At 72.3% G+C, this 18,501-nt stretch carries 15 protein-coding genes and 2 pseudogenes; 8 read left to right on the top strand and 9 right to left on the bottom strand.

Annotated features, from left to right (window positions below; genetic code table 11):
• Positions 1-131: 131 nt before the first annotated feature.
• A complete protein-coding gene (gene argS, locus SCATT_RS34000; RefSeq protein ID WP_041823575.1) occupies positions 132-1,793 on the bottom strand; it encodes an arginine--tRNA ligase in 1,662 nt (553 codons plus the stop codon).
• A gap of 269 nt (positions 1,794-2,062) precedes the next feature.
• Between argS and SCATT_RS34005 the strand changes: the two genes are divergently transcribed.
• From SCATT_RS34005 to SCATT_RS34015, 3 genes are read left to right on the top strand one after another with little or no spacing between them, the layout of a single operon-like run.
• A complete protein-coding gene (locus SCATT_RS34005) occupies positions 2,063-3,871 on the top strand; it encodes a thiamine pyrophosphate-requiring protein (RefSeq protein ID WP_014150795.1) in 1,809 nt (602 codons plus the stop codon).
• Positions 3,858-5,006 carry an enolase C-terminal domain-like protein gene (locus SCATT_RS34010; protein WP_014150794.1) on the top strand — a complete coding sequence of 383 codons (1,149 nt, stop codon included), beginning with the start codon at positions 3,858-3,860 and terminating at the stop codon, positions 5,004-5,006. Before SCATT_RS34005 ends, SCATT_RS34010 begins: the two co-directional genes overlap by 14 nt.
• A 43-nt stretch (positions 5,007-5,049) precedes the next feature.
• On the top strand, positions 5,050-8,091 hold the full coding sequence (locus SCATT_RS34015) for an FAD-binding and (Fe-S)-binding domain-containing protein (protein WP_014627067.1): 3,042 nt from the start codon (positions 5,050-5,052) through the stop codon (positions 8,089-8,091).
• 125 nt (positions 8,092-8,216) lie between these two features.
• Here SCATT_RS34015 and SCATT_RS37435 read toward each other — a convergent pair.
• A pseudogene (locus SCATT_RS37435) lies at positions 8,217-8,611 on the bottom strand (MerR family transcriptional regulator).
• A gap of 65 nt (positions 8,612-8,676) precedes the next feature.
• Here SCATT_RS37435 and SCATT_RS34025 point away from each other — a divergent pair.
• Positions 8,677-9,816, top strand: coding sequence for an alkene reductase (locus SCATT_RS34025; protein ID WP_014150790.1), 1,140 nt, complete (start codon positions 8,677-8,679; stop codon positions 9,814-9,816).
• Positions 9,817-9,835: 19 nt separating this feature from the next.
• On the opposite strand, the gene SCATT_RS34030 is transcribed toward SCATT_RS34025, so the two are convergent.
• Positions 9,836-10,516 carry a TetR/AcrR family transcriptional regulator gene (locus tag SCATT_RS34030; RefSeq protein WP_014150789.1) on the bottom strand — a complete coding sequence of 227 codons (681 nt, stop codon included), beginning with the start codon at positions 10,514-10,516 and terminating at the stop codon, positions 9,836-9,838.
• A 101-nt stretch (positions 10,517-10,617) separates the two neighbouring features.
• On the opposite strand from SCATT_RS34030, the gene SCATT_RS34035 reads away from it, so the two are divergent.
• Complete coding sequence (locus tag SCATT_RS34035; RefSeq protein WP_014150788.1) at positions 10,618-11,529, top strand: alpha/beta fold hydrolase; 912 nt, start codon at positions 10,618-10,620, stop codon at positions 11,527-11,529.
• Between the two features lie 38 nt (positions 11,530-11,567).
• Here the strand turns inward: SCATT_RS34035 and SCATT_RS34040 are convergent, their stop codons facing one another.
• Positions 11,568-12,155: a TetR/AcrR family transcriptional regulator gene (locus SCATT_RS34040; RefSeq protein ID WP_014627068.1), complete on the bottom strand. Its 588-nt coding sequence runs from the start codon at positions 12,153-12,155 to the stop codon at positions 11,568-11,570.
• Between the two features lie 74 nt (positions 12,156-12,229).
• Between SCATT_RS34040 and SCATT_RS34045 the strand changes: the two genes are divergently transcribed.
• From SCATT_RS34045 to SCATT_RS34055, 3 genes are all read left to right on the top strand, one after another.
• Complete coding sequence (locus SCATT_RS34045) at positions 12,230-13,051, top strand: class I SAM-dependent methyltransferase (protein ID WP_041823570.1); 822 nt, start codon at positions 12,230-12,232, stop codon at positions 13,049-13,051.
• A gap of 133 nt (positions 13,052-13,184) precedes the next feature.
• Positions 13,185-13,598, top strand: coding sequence for a nuclear transport factor 2 family protein (locus tag SCATT_RS34050; protein ID WP_014150785.1), 414 nt, complete (start codon positions 13,185-13,187; stop codon positions 13,596-13,598).
• A gap of 157 nt (positions 13,599-13,755) precedes the next feature.
• On the top strand, positions 13,756-14,256 hold the full coding sequence (locus tag SCATT_RS34055) for a DUF2165 domain-containing protein (protein WP_014150784.1): 501 nt from the start codon (positions 13,756-13,758) through the stop codon (positions 14,254-14,256).
• Here the strand turns inward: SCATT_RS34055 and SCATT_RS34060 are convergent.
• The 5 genes and pseudogenes from SCATT_RS34060 to SCATT_RS34080 all read right to left on the bottom strand — a co-directional run bounded on the left by SCATT_RS34060 (position 14,235) and on the right by SCATT_RS34080 (position 18,436).
• Positions 14,235-15,143 (bottom strand): DUF3152 domain-containing protein, encoded by a 909-nt coding sequence (locus SCATT_RS34060; RefSeq protein ID WP_014150783.1) that lies wholly within the window; start codon positions 15,141-15,143, stop codon positions 14,235-14,237. The genes SCATT_RS34055 and SCATT_RS34060 overlap by 22 nt on opposite strands.
• A 146-nt stretch (positions 15,144-15,289) precedes the next feature.
• Positions 15,290-15,748, bottom strand: a complete 459-nt coding sequence (locus SCATT_RS34065; RefSeq protein ID WP_014150782.1) for an SRPBCC family protein — start codon at positions 15,746-15,748, stop codon at positions 15,290-15,292.
• A 60-nt stretch (positions 15,749-15,808) separates the two neighbouring features.
• A complete protein-coding gene (locus tag SCATT_RS34070) occupies positions 15,809-16,684 on the bottom strand; it encodes a helix-turn-helix domain-containing protein (protein ID WP_014150781.1) in 876 nt (291 codons plus the stop codon).
• Between the two features lie 29 nt (positions 16,685-16,713).
• Positions 16,714-16,962: pseudogene (locus tag SCATT_RS35755) on the bottom strand (STAS domain-containing protein); the annotation flags it as partial.
• 229 nt (positions 16,963-17,191) lie between these two features.
• A complete protein-coding gene (locus tag SCATT_RS34080) occupies positions 17,192-18,436 on the bottom strand; it encodes an MFS transporter (protein ID WP_014150779.1) in 1,245 nt (414 codons plus the stop codon).
• Positions 18,437-18,501 lie beyond the last annotated feature (65 nt).

Genomic DNA, 18,501 nt, shown 5'->3' on the forward strand with positions numbered 1-18,501 from the left:
GGCTCCGCAGGAGGCCGCCGACAAGGTGCCCGACCCCCGCAAGCCCTTCATGCCGGGGCGGTGACGGAACACGACCGGGCCTACCTCCACCCGACCGCGAGGCCGCCGTCGCCGGGACGGCGGCCTCGCGGTCACATCCGTTCCGGCGCCGAAACCCCCAGCAGCCGCAGCCCGTTGCCCAGCACCAGCCTGCTGGCCTCCGTCAGCCACAGCCGGGCCCGGGTGCGGTCGTCCGGGGTCTCGCCGTCCCTCGGCAGGATGCGGCAGGCGTCGTAGAAACGGTGGTAGGTGCCGGCCAGCGCCTCCAGGTAGTGGGCCACCCGGTGCGGCTCGCGCAGCGTGGCGGCGGCGGCCACGACCTGCGGGAACGCGGCCAGCGCGGCCAGCAGGTCCACTTCCCGTTCGTGGGTGAGCAGCGAGGGGTCGAAGTCTTGCAGGGTGCCCTTGCCGATCCCGGCCTGTTCCGCCTTGCGCAGGACGGCGCACGGCCGGGTGTGCGCGTACTGGACGTAGTACACCGGGTTGTCGTTGGACTGCCGGGTGAGCAGGTCGATGTCGAGGTCGATCATCGCGTCCACGCTCGCCCTCGCCAGGGCGTACCGCGCGGCGTCCACACCGACCGCCTCGACCAGGTCGTCCAGGGTGAGCACGGTGCCCGCCCGCTTGCTCATCCGCACCGGCTTCCCGTCCTTGACGAGGTTGACCAACTGGCCGATGAGGATCTCCAGACGGGTGTCCGGATCGTCGCCGAAGCACGCCGCCATGGCCCGCATCCGGCCCACGTACCCCGCGTGGTCGGCGCCGAGCATGATGACCACCCGCTCGAACCCCCGGGACCGCTTGTCGAGGTAGTACGCGCAGTCCGCGGTGAAGTACGTCCAGGAGCCGTCGCCCTTGACCAGCACCCGGTCCTTGTCGTCGCCGAAGTCCGTGGTGCGCAGCCACACCGCGCCGTCGGCCTCGAAGACATGGCCGCCCTCGCGCAGCCGGGCCACGGCGGCGTCCAGGCCGCCCCGGTCGTGCAGGTCCTTCTCGTTGAAGTAGGTGTCGAAGCGGGTACCGAACGCCGCCAGCGACGACTTGATCTCGGCGAACATCAGCGCCGTGCCCTCGGTCCGGAAGACGGCGGCGGCCTCCGGCTCCGGCAGGTCGAGCACACCGGGGCGCCGACGCACCACGGCGGCGGCGATCTCCTCGATGTACGCGCCGCTGTAGCCGTCCTCCGGCACCGGCTCGCCCCGCGCCGCGGCGAGCAGCGAGCGGACGAAGCGGTCGATCTGCACCCCGGCGTCGTTGAAGTAGTACTCCCGCGACACATCAGCGCCCGCGGCGTCGAGCAGCCGGGCCAGCACATCGCCCACCACCGCCCACCGGGCACCGCCGATGTGCACCGGCCCGGTCGGGTTCGCCGAGACGAACTCCAGGTTGAGCCGCAGGCCGCCGAGCCGATCGGTGCGGCCGTAGGCGTCACCGGCCAGCACGATCTCCCGGGCCAGGGCGCCGAGCGCCGCGCCCTCCAGCGTGATGTTGAGGAACCCGGGCCCCGCGACCTCGGCCCTGGCGACCCCGTCCGCCGCGGCCACCAGCGGCGCCAGCACCTCGGCCACGGTCCGGGCGGGCAGCCCCGCGGACTTGGCGAGCCGCATGGCGACGTTGGTCGAGTAGTCACCGTGGCTCCGGTGGCGTGAGCGCTCCACACGGATCTCCTCGGGCACCTCACCCGAGATGCGTCCTGACTGGATGGCCGTGTGTACGCCGTCGGATATGACGGTCGCGAGATCTGCTGGAGTCACGGCGACGACGCTATCGGCAGCGATGCCCGACCGGCACCCGATATTCGCCCCGGCCACCCCTCCCACCAGCGAGATCCCCGTCACCCCGGCGCCGGGGCGAGGCACCGCCGGGCGGGGGCGGACCGGCCCGGACGCGGCTGACCCGTTCAGCGGGCGCCGGTGTCGGCCACCGGAGCGGAGGGGCGGCGCCAGGCGGGGACGGGAGTTTACCGGGGCGCCCGTCCGGACACCTGGAATGCGCCCGGAACGCTCGCGGACGAGGAGAAGTGATGGCTCAGGTCGCCGATTTCGTGCTGGACAGGCTGCGCCAATGGGGGGTGCACCGGGTCTACGGCTATCCCGGTGACGGCATCAACGGCATGCTCGGCGCGTTCGACCGGGCCCAGGGCGACCCCGAGTTCATCCAGGTGCGCCACGAGGAGATGGCCGCCTTCATGGCGTGCGCCCACGCCAAGTTCACCGGCGAGGTCGGCTGCTGCACCGCGACCTCCGGCCCCGGCGCGGTCCACCTGCTCAACGGGTTGTACGACGCCAAGCTCGACCACCAGCCCGTGGTCGCCGTCATCGGGCAGCAGAAACGGCTGTGCCTGGGCTCCCATTACCAGCAGGAGATCGCCCTGGAGCAGCTCTTCGCGGACGTCTCCGAATACTGCCAGATGGTGGTGGAGCCGGCCCAGGCCCGCCACGTCATCGACCGGGCCTTCAAGACGGCGCTGACCAGGCGCTCGGTGGCCACCGTCATCATCCCCGAGGACATCCAGGAAGCCGAGGCGCAGCCGTCGCCGCCCAAGACGCACGGCGCCGTCTTCTCCAGCGTCGGCTGGAGCCGCCCGCGGGTGCTGCCCAACGAGGACGAGCTGCGCAAGGCGGCCGAGATCCTCAACGCCGGCGAGAAGGTGGCGATGATCGTCGGACAGGGCGCCGCCGAGGCCGAGGCGGAGGTCGTGGAGACCGCCGAACTGCTCGGCGCCGGGGTGGCCAAGGCGCTGCTCGGCCGCGAAGTCCTCCCCGACGACCTGCCGTTCGTGACCGGACCCATCGGCCTGCTGGGCACCAAGGCCAGTGACAACATGATCCGCGGCTGCGACACCCTGCTGATGGTCGGCACCAGCTTCCCCTACGCCGAATGGCTGCCCGACGAGGGACAGGCTCGCGGCGTCGAGATCGACATCGACGGCCGGATGATCGGCATCCGCTACCCCATGGACGCCCACCTCGTCGCGGACTCCAGGGAAAGCCTCAAGGCCCTCATCCCGCTGCTGCGGCGCAAGGAGGACCGAGGCTGGCGCAAGAAGATCGAAAAAGACATCGCGGAGTGGAACGACATCCTCGACAAGCGCGCCGGCCAGCACTTCGAGGGGCGTATCAACCCCCAGGCGGTGGCCCACACCCTCTCCCCGAAGCTGCCGGACGGCTGCATCCTGACCGCCGACTCCGGCTCCGGCACCAACTGGTGGGCCCGCCACCTCAAACTCCGCAAGGGCATGCGGGCCTCCCTCTCCGGCACCCTGGCGACCATGGGACCAGGCACCCCCTACGCCATCGCGGCCCGCTTCGCCTACCCCGACCGCCCGGTGATCGCCTTCGTCGGGGACGGCGCGTTCCAGATGAACGGCATGAACGAGATGATCACCATCAAGCGGTACTGGGACCGGCTGGCCGGCGGACCGCCCTTCATCTTCTGCGTCTTCAACAACCAGGACCTCAACCAGGTCACCTGGGAACAGCGCGCCATGGCCGGCGACCCCAAGTTCCCCGGCTCCCAGCACATCCCCGACGTGCCCTACGCGCAGTACGCCGAACTGCTCGGCCTCAAGGGCGTCTACTGCGACAAGCCCAAGAAGATCGGCGAGGCGTGGGACGAGGCGCTGGCCGCCGACCGCCCGGTGGTGCTGGAGTTCAAGGTCGACCAGGAGATCGCGCCGATCCCGCCGCACATCATGGCCGCCCAGGGCAAGAAGGCGGCCAAGGCAGCCGTCCACGACCCGGAGAAGGCCGGCATCGCCACCCGCGGTGTACGGCAGAAGCTCACCGAGATCGCGGAGCACCTGCCTGGACGGGACCATGGCGAACGGTGACCGCCGCACCGGCGGCGCGGCCGGAACCGTCGACGCCGTCCGCGTGCACGCCTTCGAGTACCCCACCGACGGCCCGGACGGCGTCGAGCAGGACGGGACGCTGGAGTGGGACTCCACCACCGTCGTCCTGGTGGAGATCGACGGCGGCGGGCACACCGGCATCGGATACACCTACGGGGACGTGTCGGTGGCCGCCCTCGCCGAGTCCAAGGTCGCGCCCGCGCTGCTCGGGGCGGATCCGCTGGCGCCGCCCGCCGCCTGGCACCACGTCTTCGGCCGGATCCGCAACGCCGGACGCCCCGGGGTGGGGGCGATGGCGGTCTCGGCGGCCGACATCGCCCTGTGGGACCTCAAGGCCAAGCTGCTCGACCTGCCGATGTTCCAGGTGCTGCCGGCCTTCCACGACCGGGTACCGGTCTACGGCAGCGGCGGCTTCACCAACTACCCCCTGCCACGCCTCGCCGACCAGCTCACCGGATGGGCACAACAGGGCATCCCCCGGGTCAAACTGAAGACCTCCCGTGACCCCTCGGCCGACCCCGCACGGCTGACCGCCGTCCGCCAGGCCGTCGGCCCGGACACCGAACTGTTCACCGACGCCAACGGCGCCCTCTCCCGCAAGGAGGCGCTCTACTGGTCCCGGCGGTTCGCCGACGAGTGGGACGTGCGGTGGTTCGAGGAACCGGTGACCTCCGACGACCCGGCCGGACTGCGCATGCTGCGCGACCACGGCCCCGGACGGCTGGAGATCGCGGCGGGCGAATACGGTTACGTGCTGCGGGACTTCGCGGCGCTGCTGGAAGCCGGCGCGGTCGACTGCCTGCAGGCCGACGTCACCCGCTGCGGCGGCCTCACCGGCCTGCTCCAGGTCGCCGGCGCCGCAGCCGCCGCACACGTCGACCTGTCCGCGCACTGCGCCCCCGCGGTCTCCGCCCACGCCTTCTGCGCCGTGCAGCGGCTGCGGCACCTGGAGTACTTCCACGACCACGTGCGCATCGAGCGGATGCTCTTCGACGGCACGTTGTCACCGCGCGGCGGCGAACTCTGCCCCGACCCCGGCCGCCCCGGACTCGGCCTCCGCGTGAAGTGGGCCGACGCGGAGGCACACCGCGTCCACGGCCCGGAACGCGCTTGACGGCACCGCCTGATCGACATCGAAGGTAGGAGAGTGCGCCACGATGGCGAAGACGTCCAAACGACACAGCCGTGACGTCCCGGCGAAGACGGACCCCGCGATCCCCGGCGCACCCCGCGCCCGGCAGACCATCGAGGTCGGCCGGCTGGAACGGGCGCTGCGCAAAGCGGTCGAGGGCGAGGTCCGGTTCGACCCCGGATCCCTGGCCCTGTACGCCAACGACGCCTCCAACTTCCGCCAGGTGCCCATCGGCGTGGTGATCCCGCGCACCCTGGACGACGTGGTGGCCACCCACCGCGTCTGCCACCGGTTCGGCGCGCCGATCCTCAACCGGGGCGGCGGCACCAGCCTGTCCGGGGAGACGGTCAACGAGGCGGTGGTGATCGACCACTCCAAGTACCTCACCCGGATCGGCCGCATCGACGCCCGGCGGCGCCTGGTCACCTGCGAGACCGGCGTCATCAACGAGGAGCTCAACCGCCATACCGGCCGCCACGACCTGGTCTTCGGCCCCGACCCCTCCTCCCACTCGCGCTGCGTCATCGGCGGCAACATCGGCAACAACTCCTGCGGCATCCACTCCGTGCAGTCCCAGCTGTACGGCCCCGGCCCGCGCACCTCCGACAACGTGCACGCGCTGGAGATCGTCACCTACGACGGCGCGCGCTTCTGGGTCGGGGTGGACGAGGAGAAGGACCTCGACCACATCATCGCCAAGGGAGGACGCAAGGGCGAGATCTACGCCGCCCTGCGCGACCTGCGCGACCGCTACGCCGACGCCATCCGGGCCGGGTTCCCCTCCGAGACCCAGCTCCCGCGCCGGGTCTCCGGCTACAACCTCGACGAACTGCTCCCCGAACGCGGCTTCAACGTCGCCCGCGCCCTGGTGGGCACCGAAGGCACCTGCGCCACCGCCCTCCAGGCCGTCCTGATGCTCACCCCCGCCCTGCTCCAACGCACCCTCGTCGTGGTCGAGTACGACGACCTCGCCGAGGCGGGCACGGACGTGATGGAGATGATCGAGCGCTTCAAGCCGATCGGTCTCGAGGCGCTCGACGACGAACTCATCCGCGACCAGCAGTTGCAGAACATGAACGTGTCGGACATCAAGGAGCTGCCCAAGCTCGGCGGCGGCGCCTGGCTGCTGGTGCAGTTCGGCGCCGACACCGCCGAGGAGTCCGCCGCCACCGCCCACGCCTTCATCGACTGGCTCACCTCCGAACGCGGCTACGAGCGCGACCGGATCGTGATGGCCAAGAGCGAACAGGAGGGCGGCACCAGCGAACACCTGTGGGCCATCCGGGAGAGCGGCTTGGGCTCCACCGCCTTCCCGCCGGACGGCAAGGACCACTGGCCCGGCTGGGAGGACTCCGCCGTCCCGCCGGAGAAGGTCGGCGACTACGTCCGCGACCTGCGCAAGGTGATGGAGAAACACGGCATCACCGGCGCCATGTACGGCCACTTCGGCCAGGGCTGCATCCACTGCCGCCTCAGCTTCGACCTGCGACACGCCGACGGCCTCGCCACCTACCGTGCCTTCCTGGAGGAGGCCGCCGACCTGGTGGTGGCCTACGGCGGCTCGGTCTCCGGCGAACACGGCGACGGGCAGCAGCGCGCCGAACTGCTGGAGAAGCAGTACGGCCCCGAACTGCTCCAAGCGATGCGGGAGTTCAAGGCCATCTGGGACCCCGGCTGGAAGATGAACCCCGGCAAGGTCGTGGATGCCTACCGGCTGGACGAGAACCTCAAGCTGGGCCCCGACTACAACCCGCCCCGCCCGGCGACCAAGTTCGCCTACGCCGAGGACGGCGGTGACTTCGCCCACGCCGCGCTGCGCTGCGTCGGTGTCGGCAAGTGCCGCGTCCCGCGGGCCGTCGACACCATGTGCCCCAGCTACCAGGTCACCCGGGAGGAGAAGCACTCCACCCGGGGCCGCGCCCGGCTGCTCTTCGAGATGCTGCGCGGCGAGGTGATCACCGACGGCTGGCAGTCCGAGGAGGTCGCCGACGCCCTCGACCTCTGCCTCGCCTGCAAGGGCTGCACCAGCGACTGCCCGGTCAACGTCGACATGCCCACCTACAAGGCGGAGTTCCTCCACCACCACTACAAGTCACCGCGGCGCCGCCGTCCCAGGTACGCGTACGCCTTCGGCTTCATCGACCAGGGCGCCCGGATCGCCTCCCGGATGCCGGAGATCACCAACTTCGTCACCCACACCCCGGGGCTCGCCCGCATCGCCAAGCTGGTCGCCGGGATCGACCGCCGCAGGCCGCTGCCGTCGTTCGCCCCGATGACCCTCCAGGAGTGGTTCCGCCGCCGGGGAGGCACCGGCAACCCCCACGGCCGTCCCGTCGTCCTCTTCCCCGACACCTTCAACAACCACCTGCACACCGACGTCGGCGTCGCCTGCGTAGAGGCGATCGAGGCGGCCGGCTGGCGGGTGGTCATGCCCGAGGGACACGTGTGCTGCGGTCGGCCGCTGTACGACTACGGCTTCCTCGACGAGGCCGAACGCTACCTGCACACCGTCCTGGACACGCTGCGCGAACACGTCCGGGCCGGCACCCCGGTCGTCGGGATGGAACCGAGCTGCCTCGCGGTCTTCAAGGACGAGCTCGGCAAGCTGCTCCCGCACGACGACGACGCGGCCAGGCTGACCCGCAACGCCTACCACTTCGCCGAGTTCTTCGACGCCTTCGACATCGAACCGCCGAAGCTCGACGGCACGGCACTGCTGTGGGGCCACTGCCACCAGCGCGCCACCGGCGGCATGGACGCCGACCAGCGCCTGCTGGAACGCATGGGCCTGGAGGTCGACAACCTCAAGGGCGGCTGCTGCGGACTGGCCGGCTCCTGGGGGTTCGAATCCGGCAAGTACCGCATCTCCATGGACTGCGGTGAACAGGCGCTCCTGCCCGCCGTCCGCGAGGCCGACCCGGACACCCTCGTGGTGGCCGACGGCTTCTCCTGCAAGACCCAGATCGAGGACGCCGGCACCGGTCGGCGGGCGCTCCACCTCGCCCAGGTCATGGCGCTGGCCCGGCAGAAACAACAAGGCCAGGTCCCCGACCCGCCCGCACCCTGAGCCGCCCCGCCCCGACACCGGCCCGCCGTACCCTGCGCGTCGGCGTCGCCGGCGCCCTGTGCGCCACCCCGGTCCTCCTCGGCGCACTGGCCCGACGCCGCCGCGCGAAACGGTGACCCTCGCGGTCAGCCCTTCGCCCCGATGCCCGACGGGGAGACGGACAGGCCGGCGGAGGCGGTCTCGATGGCTTCGTCCAGGACTTCCCGGGTAAGGGCCAGGTCCGCGATGAGCCGGTCGATGCGCTGGCGTTCGGCGACCAGCTCCTCCACGAGTCTCGGGGTGGCGGACTCGTTGGGGCCGCCGTCCGCGTCCCGCATGCACGGCAGCAACTGCGCGATCTTCTTGCTGTTCAACCGGCCGCGTACAGGGCCTGGACGCGGATGACGCGGTCGACGGCCCAGTCGCCGTACTCCCGTTGGCCGCCGGGGGTACGCTGCGACCGCAGCAGCCCCTGCTGTTCGTAGTAACGCAGTGAGCGCTCGCTCACGCCGCTGCGCCTGGCCAGTTCGCCGATCCGCATTCCCCACCTCGCATGCCGAGCGCCGTGTTGAACCTGACACCGGTGTCAACTCCTACCGTACCGGCATGACGAACACGGCAGCACGGTCAGCGCTCTTCGAACCCGCCCGCCTCGGACCCCTGCACCTGCCCAACCGCCTGGTGATGGCGCCGCTCACCCGCAACCGCGCCGGAGCCGACGGCGTTCCCGGGCCCCTCATGACCACGTACTACACGCAGCGCGCGTCGGCGGGGCTGATCATCGCCGAGGCGACCACACCCAACGCCGTGGGGCAGACCTACCCGAACATCCCCGCCCTCCACGGCGCCCACCACGTGGCGGGGTGGCGCAGGGTGAACGACGCGGTGCGCGCGGCGGGCGGCAGGATGGTCGTGCAACTGCAACACGGGGGCCGGGTCGGCCACCCCGACAACAGCGGGCTGACGCCGGTCGCCCCGTCGCCCGTTGCGCTCCCGGAGACGATCCACACCCCCAGCGGGCGCCAACCCTCCGTCGTGCCACGGGAGATGACCACCGACGACATCCGCTCGACGGTGGCCGACTTCGCCGCCGCCGCCCGCAACGCGGTGGCCACCGGCTTCGAGGGGGTCGAGGTGCACTCGGCCAACGGCCACCTGCTCCACCAGTTCCTGGCGGAGAACACCAACCGCCGCACCGACGCCTACGGCGGCCCGGTCAGCCGCCGCGTCCGGTTCGTGGTCGAGGTGGCCCAGGCCGTCGCCGACGCCATCGGACCGGAACGGGTGGGGCTGCGCATCTCCCCGGGGAACACCGTCAACGGCATCGCCGAGGGCGACACCGGGCGCATCTACCCGGAGTTGGTGGCCGCGCTGGCCGGTCTCGACCTGGCCTATCTGCACATCGTCTTCGCCGACCCGGACCAGCCGCTCTTCCGCGACCTGCGCGCGGCGTGGCCGACCGCGCTGATCGCCAACCCGGCACTGGGGCACGGCCCGCTCCCCGCCGACGGCGGCCGGCGGGCCGGCGAGCGGCTGCTGGACGCCGGCGCCGACCTGATCGCCTTCGGCCGCGGCTTCCTCGCCAACCCCGACTTCGTGGCACGTCTGCGTACCGGCGCGCCACTGAATCCGGTGCGCGAGGCGTACACGATGTATACCGGCGGCGAGACCGGATACACGGACTACCCCACGCTGCCGGCCACCGTCGCCCACGCCGTGCCGGCCGGTGCGGGCGTCACCCGGTAGGCCGGTCCCGGCGGCCGTGTCACCCCAGCACCCCGGCCAGCGTCCGGACGACGACGGCCTCGAAGCGGTCGGGTACGTCCCCGGGCGGCTCGGCGGACTCGCCGAGGAGCGCCGCGAGCCGGGGGTGGTCGCCCGAGGCGGCGGCGTGGCGCAGGTAGGCGGCGGTACGGCGGGCACCGGGGTCGGCGGCGGCCCGTTCGTGCTGGACGAAGACCGCGGTCAACGCGGTGAGCAGGGCGAACGCCTCCAGTTTCGCGGCGGGGGAGGCGGGGTGGCCGTCGAGCACCGTCAGGATGTGTTCCAGCAGTCCGACCCCGTTGGGGCCGAGCACCGGCCGGGTGACGGCGAGGGTGGCGAGCCACGGGTGGCGGCGCATGATGTGCCGGGCCTGGCGGGCGACATCGAGCAGGTCGGCCCGCCAGTCCCCGGTGGGGGCGGCGAGTGCGTACTCGCCGCCCGCGTGGTCCGCCATCAGGTCCAGCAGGTCGTCCCGGGTGGCGACGTACCGGTAGAGCGAGGCGGCGCCGGTGTCCAGCGCCGCCGCGACCCGGCGCATCGAGACGGCCTCCAGGCCCTCGGCGTCGGCGAGCGCCACGGCCGCCGCGGTGATCTCGGCCCGGCTGCGCTCGGCGGGCCGGCCGGCCGCGGCCTGCTCCGGTCGCATCCAGATCACGACGTCCTGCCGTTGGTCCGGCATCACCGTCCACCTCCTGTGTTGTCGCCACCCTACCATTTCGCGTACGGTGTTCGCGAATCGCATTGCGAACGTCGTTCGCAAACAGTGACCAGGAGGCCCCCGCCATGCCGGAGCACGCATACAACGGTGACGTACGCATCGCCTACGAAGACCTCGGCGGCCATGGCGGCGACCCGCTGCTGCTGGTGATGGGGCTGGGTGCCTCGCGCTTCTGGTGGCCGGACGGCCTGGTCGCGGAGCTGGTCGGGCAGGGCTTCCACGTGGTGGCCTACGACCAGCGGGACGCGGGGGAGTCCACCCGCTTCCCCGACCGCGCCGGCGCCCCGCCCTTCGCCGCGCTGGTGCGCCGGCGGACCCCCGCCTACACCGCCGAGGCGCTGTGCGACGACGCGATCGCGGTGCTGGACGCCGTCGGCTGGGACGCGGCGCACCTGTTCGGCCACTCCATGGGCGGCCTGCTGGCCCAGCGCACCGCCATCCGTCATCCGGACCGGGTGCTCACCATGACCTCCTCCGGCGCCGTGCCCAGCGACGCGGCGGGCCTCGCCGTCCTGCGGTATCTGCGGCTGGGTACCGTCGCCCGCTTCGCGCGGATGCGGTCGCCGGAAGGGCCCGACGCCGCTGCCGCCTTCGCGACCGCCGTCGGTGACGCGCTCGTCGCGCCCGGCCGCCGCTTCGAGGTGGCCGAGGCCCGCGTGATCATGGCGAAGGAGGCCGCCGCCGGGGTGGCGAGCTTCCACGACCCCCAGGCCCAGAGCCGGCAGATCGGCGCCAAGTGGCACGGCGGACGGCTCGCCGAGGTCGCGGTGCCCTCCCTCGTCCTGCACGGCGCCGACGACCCCCTGGTCCGCGTCTCCGCCGCGCACGCCATCGCGAACGCCGTTCCCGGCGCCGGTCTCACCGTGATCCCCGGCGCGGGCCATCTGCTGCACCGGGAGGTCTGGCCGCAGTACGCCGCGCGGCTCCGGACGTTCGTCGACCGGTCCGGAACGTCCCGTACCGCCCGGGCCGGTTGACGTACCGCCGCGTACCGGCGGCGGATCGGGCCGGCCGGTCAGGTCACGGCGTCGGCGACGACCGTGGTCACGACCTTCTCGACGTCGCCGTGGGTCGGCCGGGCGCCTTCCCGGTCTGCGAAGAGCAGGTGCGCGGCCCCGATCAGGGTGGGGGCGAGGGCGTCGAGGTCGGCGTGGGCCGCGACCCGGCCCAGGTCGCGTTCGGCGGCGAGGTAGCAACGGACCATGGCGGTGGCCTCGTTGAGCAGCGGCAGGCCGCCGCCCGTCACCTCGCGCACCTTGGCCCGCATGGCGTCGTGGACGACGACCAGGCCGACGATCCCCACGGCGACCGCGTCGAAGAGGGTGGTCAGCGCGGCGACCAGGTTGCCGGTGACCGTACCAGTGCCGGCCGACTCGCGCAGCGCCGCGCCCTGCGCCTCGACGCGGCCGATCCGGTCGAGCACCAACTCGGCGAGGAAGGTGTCGAAGTCCGCGAAGTGACGGTGGAGCAGGCCCTTGGCGACCTGCGCCTCGGTGGTGACCGCGCGGCTGGTCAGCGCGCTGGCGCCGTCCCTCAGCAGAACGCGTTCCGCCGCGGCGAACAGCTGCTCGCGCGCGTCGCGCATGGCGACCCCTGTCGGCACCGCACACCTCGTCTTTCCCGTGGAACCGTGGCCATCCGTTGCGGAGTGGGCGAGCGCCCACTTAAAGTGGGCACATGCCCAGTCTATCTCCGGTGCCCGACGGGCACCGCCCCGACGACGGAACGCACGCGCTGCGCGACGCCGCGCGGTCCTACGGCACGGACGCCGAACGGTACGACCGCACCCGGCCCCGCTACCCCGACGCCCTGGTCGAACGCGTCATCGCCGCCGCCCCCGACCGCGACGTCCTCGATGTCGGCGCGGGCACCGGCATCGCCGGACTCGCCTTCCAGGCCGCCGGATGCACGGTGCTCGGCGTCGAACCCGACCCGCGCATGGCCGAGTTGGCCCGCCGCAAGGGGCTTGAGGTCGAGGTCGCCACGTTCGAGGGGTGGGACCCGGCGGGCAGGACGTTCGGCGCGCTCGTCTCCGGAACGGCCTGGCACTGGATCGACCCGGTGGCCGGCGCCGCCAAGGCGGCCACGGCGCTGCGCCCCGGCGGCCGGCTGGCGCTGTTCTGGAACGCCTTCCGGCCCGCCCCCCAGGTGGCCCGGGCGTTCGGCGCGGTCTACGCCCGGGTCCTCCCCGACCTGCCGGTCCTCCAACGCGCGATGGCCGGCCCGGACAGCCACGCCGGGATGGTCGCCACGGCGTCCGACGGCATCGCGCGGACGGGTGCGTTCGGCGCGGTCGAGCAGTGGCGCTTCGACTGGTCCCGCCCCTACACCCGCGACCAATGGCTGGACCAGGTGCCGACCTTCGGCGGCAACGGCCAACTCCCGCCGGACCGGCTCGACGCGCTGCTGACCGGGATCGGCGACGCCGTCGACGCGATGGGCGGCGGCTTCACCATGGACTACACCGCGCTCGTGGTCACCAGCACGCGCCTGCCTTGAACGGCGCGTCCACAGCGATCACTTCGCGTGATCGCTGCGGTTGCCGATCGCGTCTTGGCCGGCGCCGCGCACGGCGGTTGACTTGCCACCAGGCGGGAGGCCGCCACCAGGCACCGAAAGGACGGAAGCCGTGATGAACAGCAGCGAACCCCGGGACGTGGTCCGGCGTTACTTCGAGGCCCTGGCGTCGGGTGACGACGAGGTCATCCGTGACTGCTGGGCGGAGGACGGCAGTTGCTGGTACGGCGGTGACCTGCCGATCTCGGGTACCTGGCAGGGACGCGACCGGGTGATCAACGGCTTCCTGGCGACCGCCTTCGCCCACCTCGACCCCGACCAGGAGATCGGCCTGCGGGTGACCAACGTCTTCGGCGAGGGCGACCAGGTGCTCGTCGAGTGGGACTCGTGGGCCACCGGAAAGACCGGCAGGGCCTACCACGAGAAGAACATCGGGGCCTTCGTCGTCCGCGACGGCAGGATCGTCACCATGCGTGAATACGCCGACACCCAGCACTGGGAGCGCGCTCTGGTCGCCGACGCGTCGTGAGCCCCCGCACAGGACCGGCCGGAGCCACGGATCTTCGGAACCGCCGGCGTAGCGAGGAGGATACGGGGGAAGGACTGGGCCGGGACAGGGTGATGGCGAGGGGGTCGGGGTGCCGGGGACGAGACGCGGTGGTGCGACGGGTGGACGACGCGCGGCGGTGCTCGCGCCACGGCGGCTGGCGGCCGTGGCGCTGACCGCCTCCGTGGCCCTCTACATGGCGCTGGTGGCCTTCGGGAACATCACCGACTTCGGCACCAACCAGCAGTTCGTCCGCCACGTCCTGGCGATGGACACCACGTTCCACGACAAGGCGCTGATGTGGCGTGGCATCACCTCACCGCGCGTCGCCGACGCGGCCTACGTCCTGATCATCGCCTGGGAGACGATCACCGCGCTGGTGCTGGTCTGCGCCACCGCGTTGTGGTTCGTCGTGCCGGGACGCGCCCGGTCCTGGAGCGCGTACGGCCTGGTGATGACGGTGCTGCTGTTCGGCGCGGGCTTCCTGGCCGTCGGCGGGGAGTGGTTCGCGATGTGGCAGTCCAAGCAGTGGAACGGGCTGGAGGCCGCCACCCGTGACCTGGTGTTCGCCGGTGTGACGCTGCTCGTGGTCCTCGGCGACCGCGAAGTGACGGGTCGTCAGGGAACCGAGGGCCCCTGAAGGTAACGGCCGTCGGCGTCGTACGGCCAGGCGTTGGCCGTGCAGCCGTGGAGTCCGTCGATCTGCTGCATCATCACGGGGGCGGGCCGGCCGGGGCCCGGGCAGCCTTCGTGGCCGTGGCCGATGCGGTGGCCGACCTCGTGGTTGACGATCAGGGCACGGTAGTCGTGGATGGGCCCGGGGAACTGCGGTGAACCCAGCATCCAGCGCTTGAGGTTGACCACCACGGTGGGGCCGACGTCGCAGTTGACCTCGCCGTGGGTGTGCAGGCCCGCGGCACCGCAGATGGCGTCCACCGTGTCCGGGGTGGCGATCTTGACCACGAAGTCGGCGTCTCCCGACGAGACCAGCTGGAAGCCGTCGTGCCCGTCGCGTGTCCAGCCGCGCGGACTGGCGAGTATGCCGCGGATCTCCTCCGCCGCGCCGGCTGCCGATATCCCCGTGCCGTCCTCGACCTCCACCTTGAAACGGCGTATGCGCCCGCCCCCCGCCGCATCGCCCGATGCCTGCGCGGTGGTGAAGACACCGGTGCCGTGCTCGGAGACCGTCGAGGTTCGCCCGTCCTGACCGCCCCCCGGGGACGGGTTCGTACCACCCGGCGTGGGCCCGGCCGGGCCGGTGGGGGAACCGGCGGTACCGCTCCGGGTGATGTGAGCGCTCGCACTGGCCGTGACGCTGGGCCCGACGTCTGCGGTCGGACCGGGCGGAGCGCTCCGGTATGCCGTCACCGACGCGCCCGCACGCGCCGCCTCCCCCGGCTTCACCACGACGACCACCGCGCCGAGCAGAGCCAGCGAGGCCAGCCCGAGGATCAGATACGGTCCCCTGCGGCGGTGCGCCGGCCCGCCCGCGTGCTTTCTCGCGCTCCGCTTCGGCGCTGCGTTCATCCCACATCCTTCTCGGTCGCCCTGCGACCACCAGACTGGACGTGGCACATGATGATGCCTGGACCATATGGTCACGGGAGCGTAACAGCCGCCTGATCGGCGATGGTTGGCCGGCCGGACGGCGTGACCCCGCCGGCCACGCGTCGTTACGCGCTGAACTCGCCCGCGTGCTCGGCGGCGTAGGCGGCCAGACCCTCGACCATGCGCTGCATGTAGCGGCTCAGGTACGACCGCCAGAACCAGCCGGTTCCGGCCAACTGGGGACGGAACGTGGCCGACCAGTGGATCTCCGTACCCTGCCCCGAGGCGGCGGGGCGCAGCTCGACGACGGCACGGTAGTCCTTCAGGGGGCCGGAGCCGACGATGGAGTACTCGAAGCGGGACGGGGGCTCCAGCTTGTCCACCCGTTCACGGCTGACGTTGCGGCCGGTGCGGAACTCCCGTACGTCGCCGACGTGTTGCGGACCGTCGGCCGGGCCGGGGCCGTCGAGCGAGAAGGCGTCGATCGGCGACCACGACGGCCAGGTGGCGCCGCGGAGCAGGATGGCGAAGACGGTGTGCGGATCAGCCGCCGACCGAGCGGTCACGTGGTACGCGGTGGACATGCCGACGAGCCTAGGGACCCCGCGGCGCGCGCTCCATACGCGCGATTGCGGAACCGGCGGTCACGACTTGCGGTAGTCGGACGGCCGCATCCCCGTGTGCCGCAGGAACGACGCCGACAAGGCACCGGGGCTGCCGAACCCGCACCGGCGCGCGATCTCGGCGACCGTGAGGTCCCCGTTGACCAGCAGCCGCTGGGCGGCCTCGATCCGCAACCGGGTGAGGAACCGGTGCGGTGTCTGCCCGGTCGTCGCCTTGAAGACACGCAGGAAGTGGTACGGGCTCAGGTGTGCCTCGGCGGCGAGATCGGCCAGGGTCACCGGCTCCGCCAGCCGGTCACGCATCAGCGCGATGGCGGCCCCGACCCGGCCGTCCTCCTTGGCCGGTGCCGGAGTACGGCCCCGGGTCAGCAGATGCGCCGTGAGGAACGCCGCCGCCGACTCGGCGTACAGGTCGGACGTCTCGTCCGCCGACCCCAGCGCCGACAGCACCTCCGCCACCACCGGGTCACCCGCGGCCACGGCGGCGGCCATCCGCTCGTAGTCCACGACGGCACCGTCCATCCGCTCGGCGGCCCGCTCGACGGTGCGGTACGGGATGTGCGCCTGCACACTGCGCAGGGCCGTGGTCGCCCGGTAGCGCCACGTGGTGGGGCGGCCCGGGACGACCAGCTCCAGCCGCCCCGGCACCCAGCGGTGCCGCCGCCATCCGCCGTCGGCCCGGGTCTCCAGCTCGGCACGGCCCGCGACGACCAGGACCAGATGGAGATCGGCCGTCCCCGGCAGCTCCAGACCGTCGGCGTTCGCCGCGTGGTCGAACCGCTGGACCAGCAGCGACCGCCAGCCTTTGGCGTTCCAGCTGCAGTAGGTGCGACGGACGTAGGGAGCCATGTCGAACCCCTCGTACGGCCGCAGGTCGAAGTCGGACGAGTCGAACATCCTGCAAGGCTACTGAGCCGCGGGACCGGTCACCGTCCCTCCAGGGCCGCGGTGAGGGAGGCGTACAGCGGGATGAACCGGTCCAGGCCGGTCAGGTGGATCATCCCGCGGATCCGGGCGTCGGTGCAGGCCACGCGGAGTTCGCCGTCGGCCTGGCGGAGGGCCTTGTGGGCCGCGACCAGGGTGCCGAGCCCGGAGGAGCCCATGAAGTCCACGGCGAGCAGATCGATCAGGATCCGGTCGTGGCCCGCCTTCAGCAGATCGCGGATGTGCTCCCAGCACGGGGGTGGTGTCGAAGTCGGCGGCCCCCCGGACGGTCACCACCGCCCAGCCGTGCTCTTCCCGGTGGGTGATCCGCAGAGGGGGTCGCTTCGGGTTCCGGCCGCTGTCGCGCACTGTGTGCCTCCGTATCTCCCTCCCCCGGGACGGCACCGTAGCCGGGGCGCGCGGTCGGCGCGGGGACGTGCGGGCCCGGTGTCACCGGAACAGCACCATGGCCCCGGCCCGTCAGGTGTGGCTCGCGGCCTGCCGCGTCGCGTCGCGGGGCGCGCGCTCGCGGCGCGGGAGCAGCAGCGGGGTGGCCAGGAGGAGGACCCCGGCGGCCGCGATCGCGGTACGGGGGCCGGTGACGGCGGCGAGCAGACCCCACAGGGCGGTCAGCGTCGCGATGGCCGCGCTGCTGCTGACCGACCACGCGGACAGGGTACGGGCCACCCGGTCGGGCGCGGTGTTGTCGAGCCGGCAGGTGGCCAGCACCGGGTTGTAGACACCACAACACGTCACCAGGGCGAGCTGCACGGCGAACACGAGCACCATCCCGGCCGCCCCGGGCCGGACGAACGCCAACCCCACCGACCAGCACGCCCGCAGCGCCCCGGCGGTCAGCAGCACCCGCCGCTGCCCGAACCGTGCCACGAGCCGCCCCGCCACACGGGAACCGACCAGCCCCCCGACGCACGGCGCCGCGAACACCAGCCCGTACTGCCACGGCGCGAACCCGAGGCGCCCCAGCAGCAGCACCGAGAGCAGCGGTTCGGTGGCCATGATCAGACCGTTGACCAGGACGCTGTTGAAGAACAGCGGGCGCAGCGTGGGATGGGTGAGGATGTGGCGCCATCCGACGAGCAGATCACCCGCGCGCAGCCGGGGAGCACCGCCGCGTGCCGGACCCGGTTCCGTCCCGCCGATCGCCCGGATGCCCAGCGCCGAGAGCAGGTAGCTGAACGCGTCCGCGACCACGGTCGTCACCGGGCCGAACAGTCCGATCGCGGCCCCGCCGAGCGGTGGTCCGATCACGGTCGCGCTCCACGTCGTGGACTCCATCCGGCCGTTCGCGACGAGCAGGTCCTCCGGCGGCACGAGCGCCTTGAGGAAGGCACCACTGGCCGCCTTGAAGGCGATGTCGGCCGCGGCGACGACGACGGAGACGAGCAGCAGCTGACCGAAGCCGAGCAGACCGAACGCGAACGCCACGGGGACGCTCAGCAGCGCGGCGAACCGCGTCAGATCCATCGCGACCATCACCGGGCGCTTGCGCCGGAACTCCACCCACGGACCGAACGGCACCGCCACCACGGCCCCCACCGCCCGCCCCGCCGCGGCCAACGCCGCCACCTGGGTCGGCCCGGAATGCAGCACCAGGACCGCGATCAGCGGGAACGCGCCGAACCCGAACCCCGTGCCGTACGCGCTGACGGCGTACGCCGCCCACAACCACCCGAACTCCCGCCCCAGCGCCCGCCTGCCCGCCATACCCCACGCACCCCTCGCCGACCCGGGACCACCACATGCTGACCACCGGCATCCAAGCGAGTGAC

The sequence above is a fragment of the Streptantibioticus cattleyicolor NRRL 8057 = DSM 46488 genome (assembly GCF_000240165.1).
Taxonomy (GTDB): Bacteria; Actinomycetota; Actinomycetes; order Streptomycetales; family Streptomycetaceae; genus Streptantibioticus; species Streptantibioticus cattleyicolor.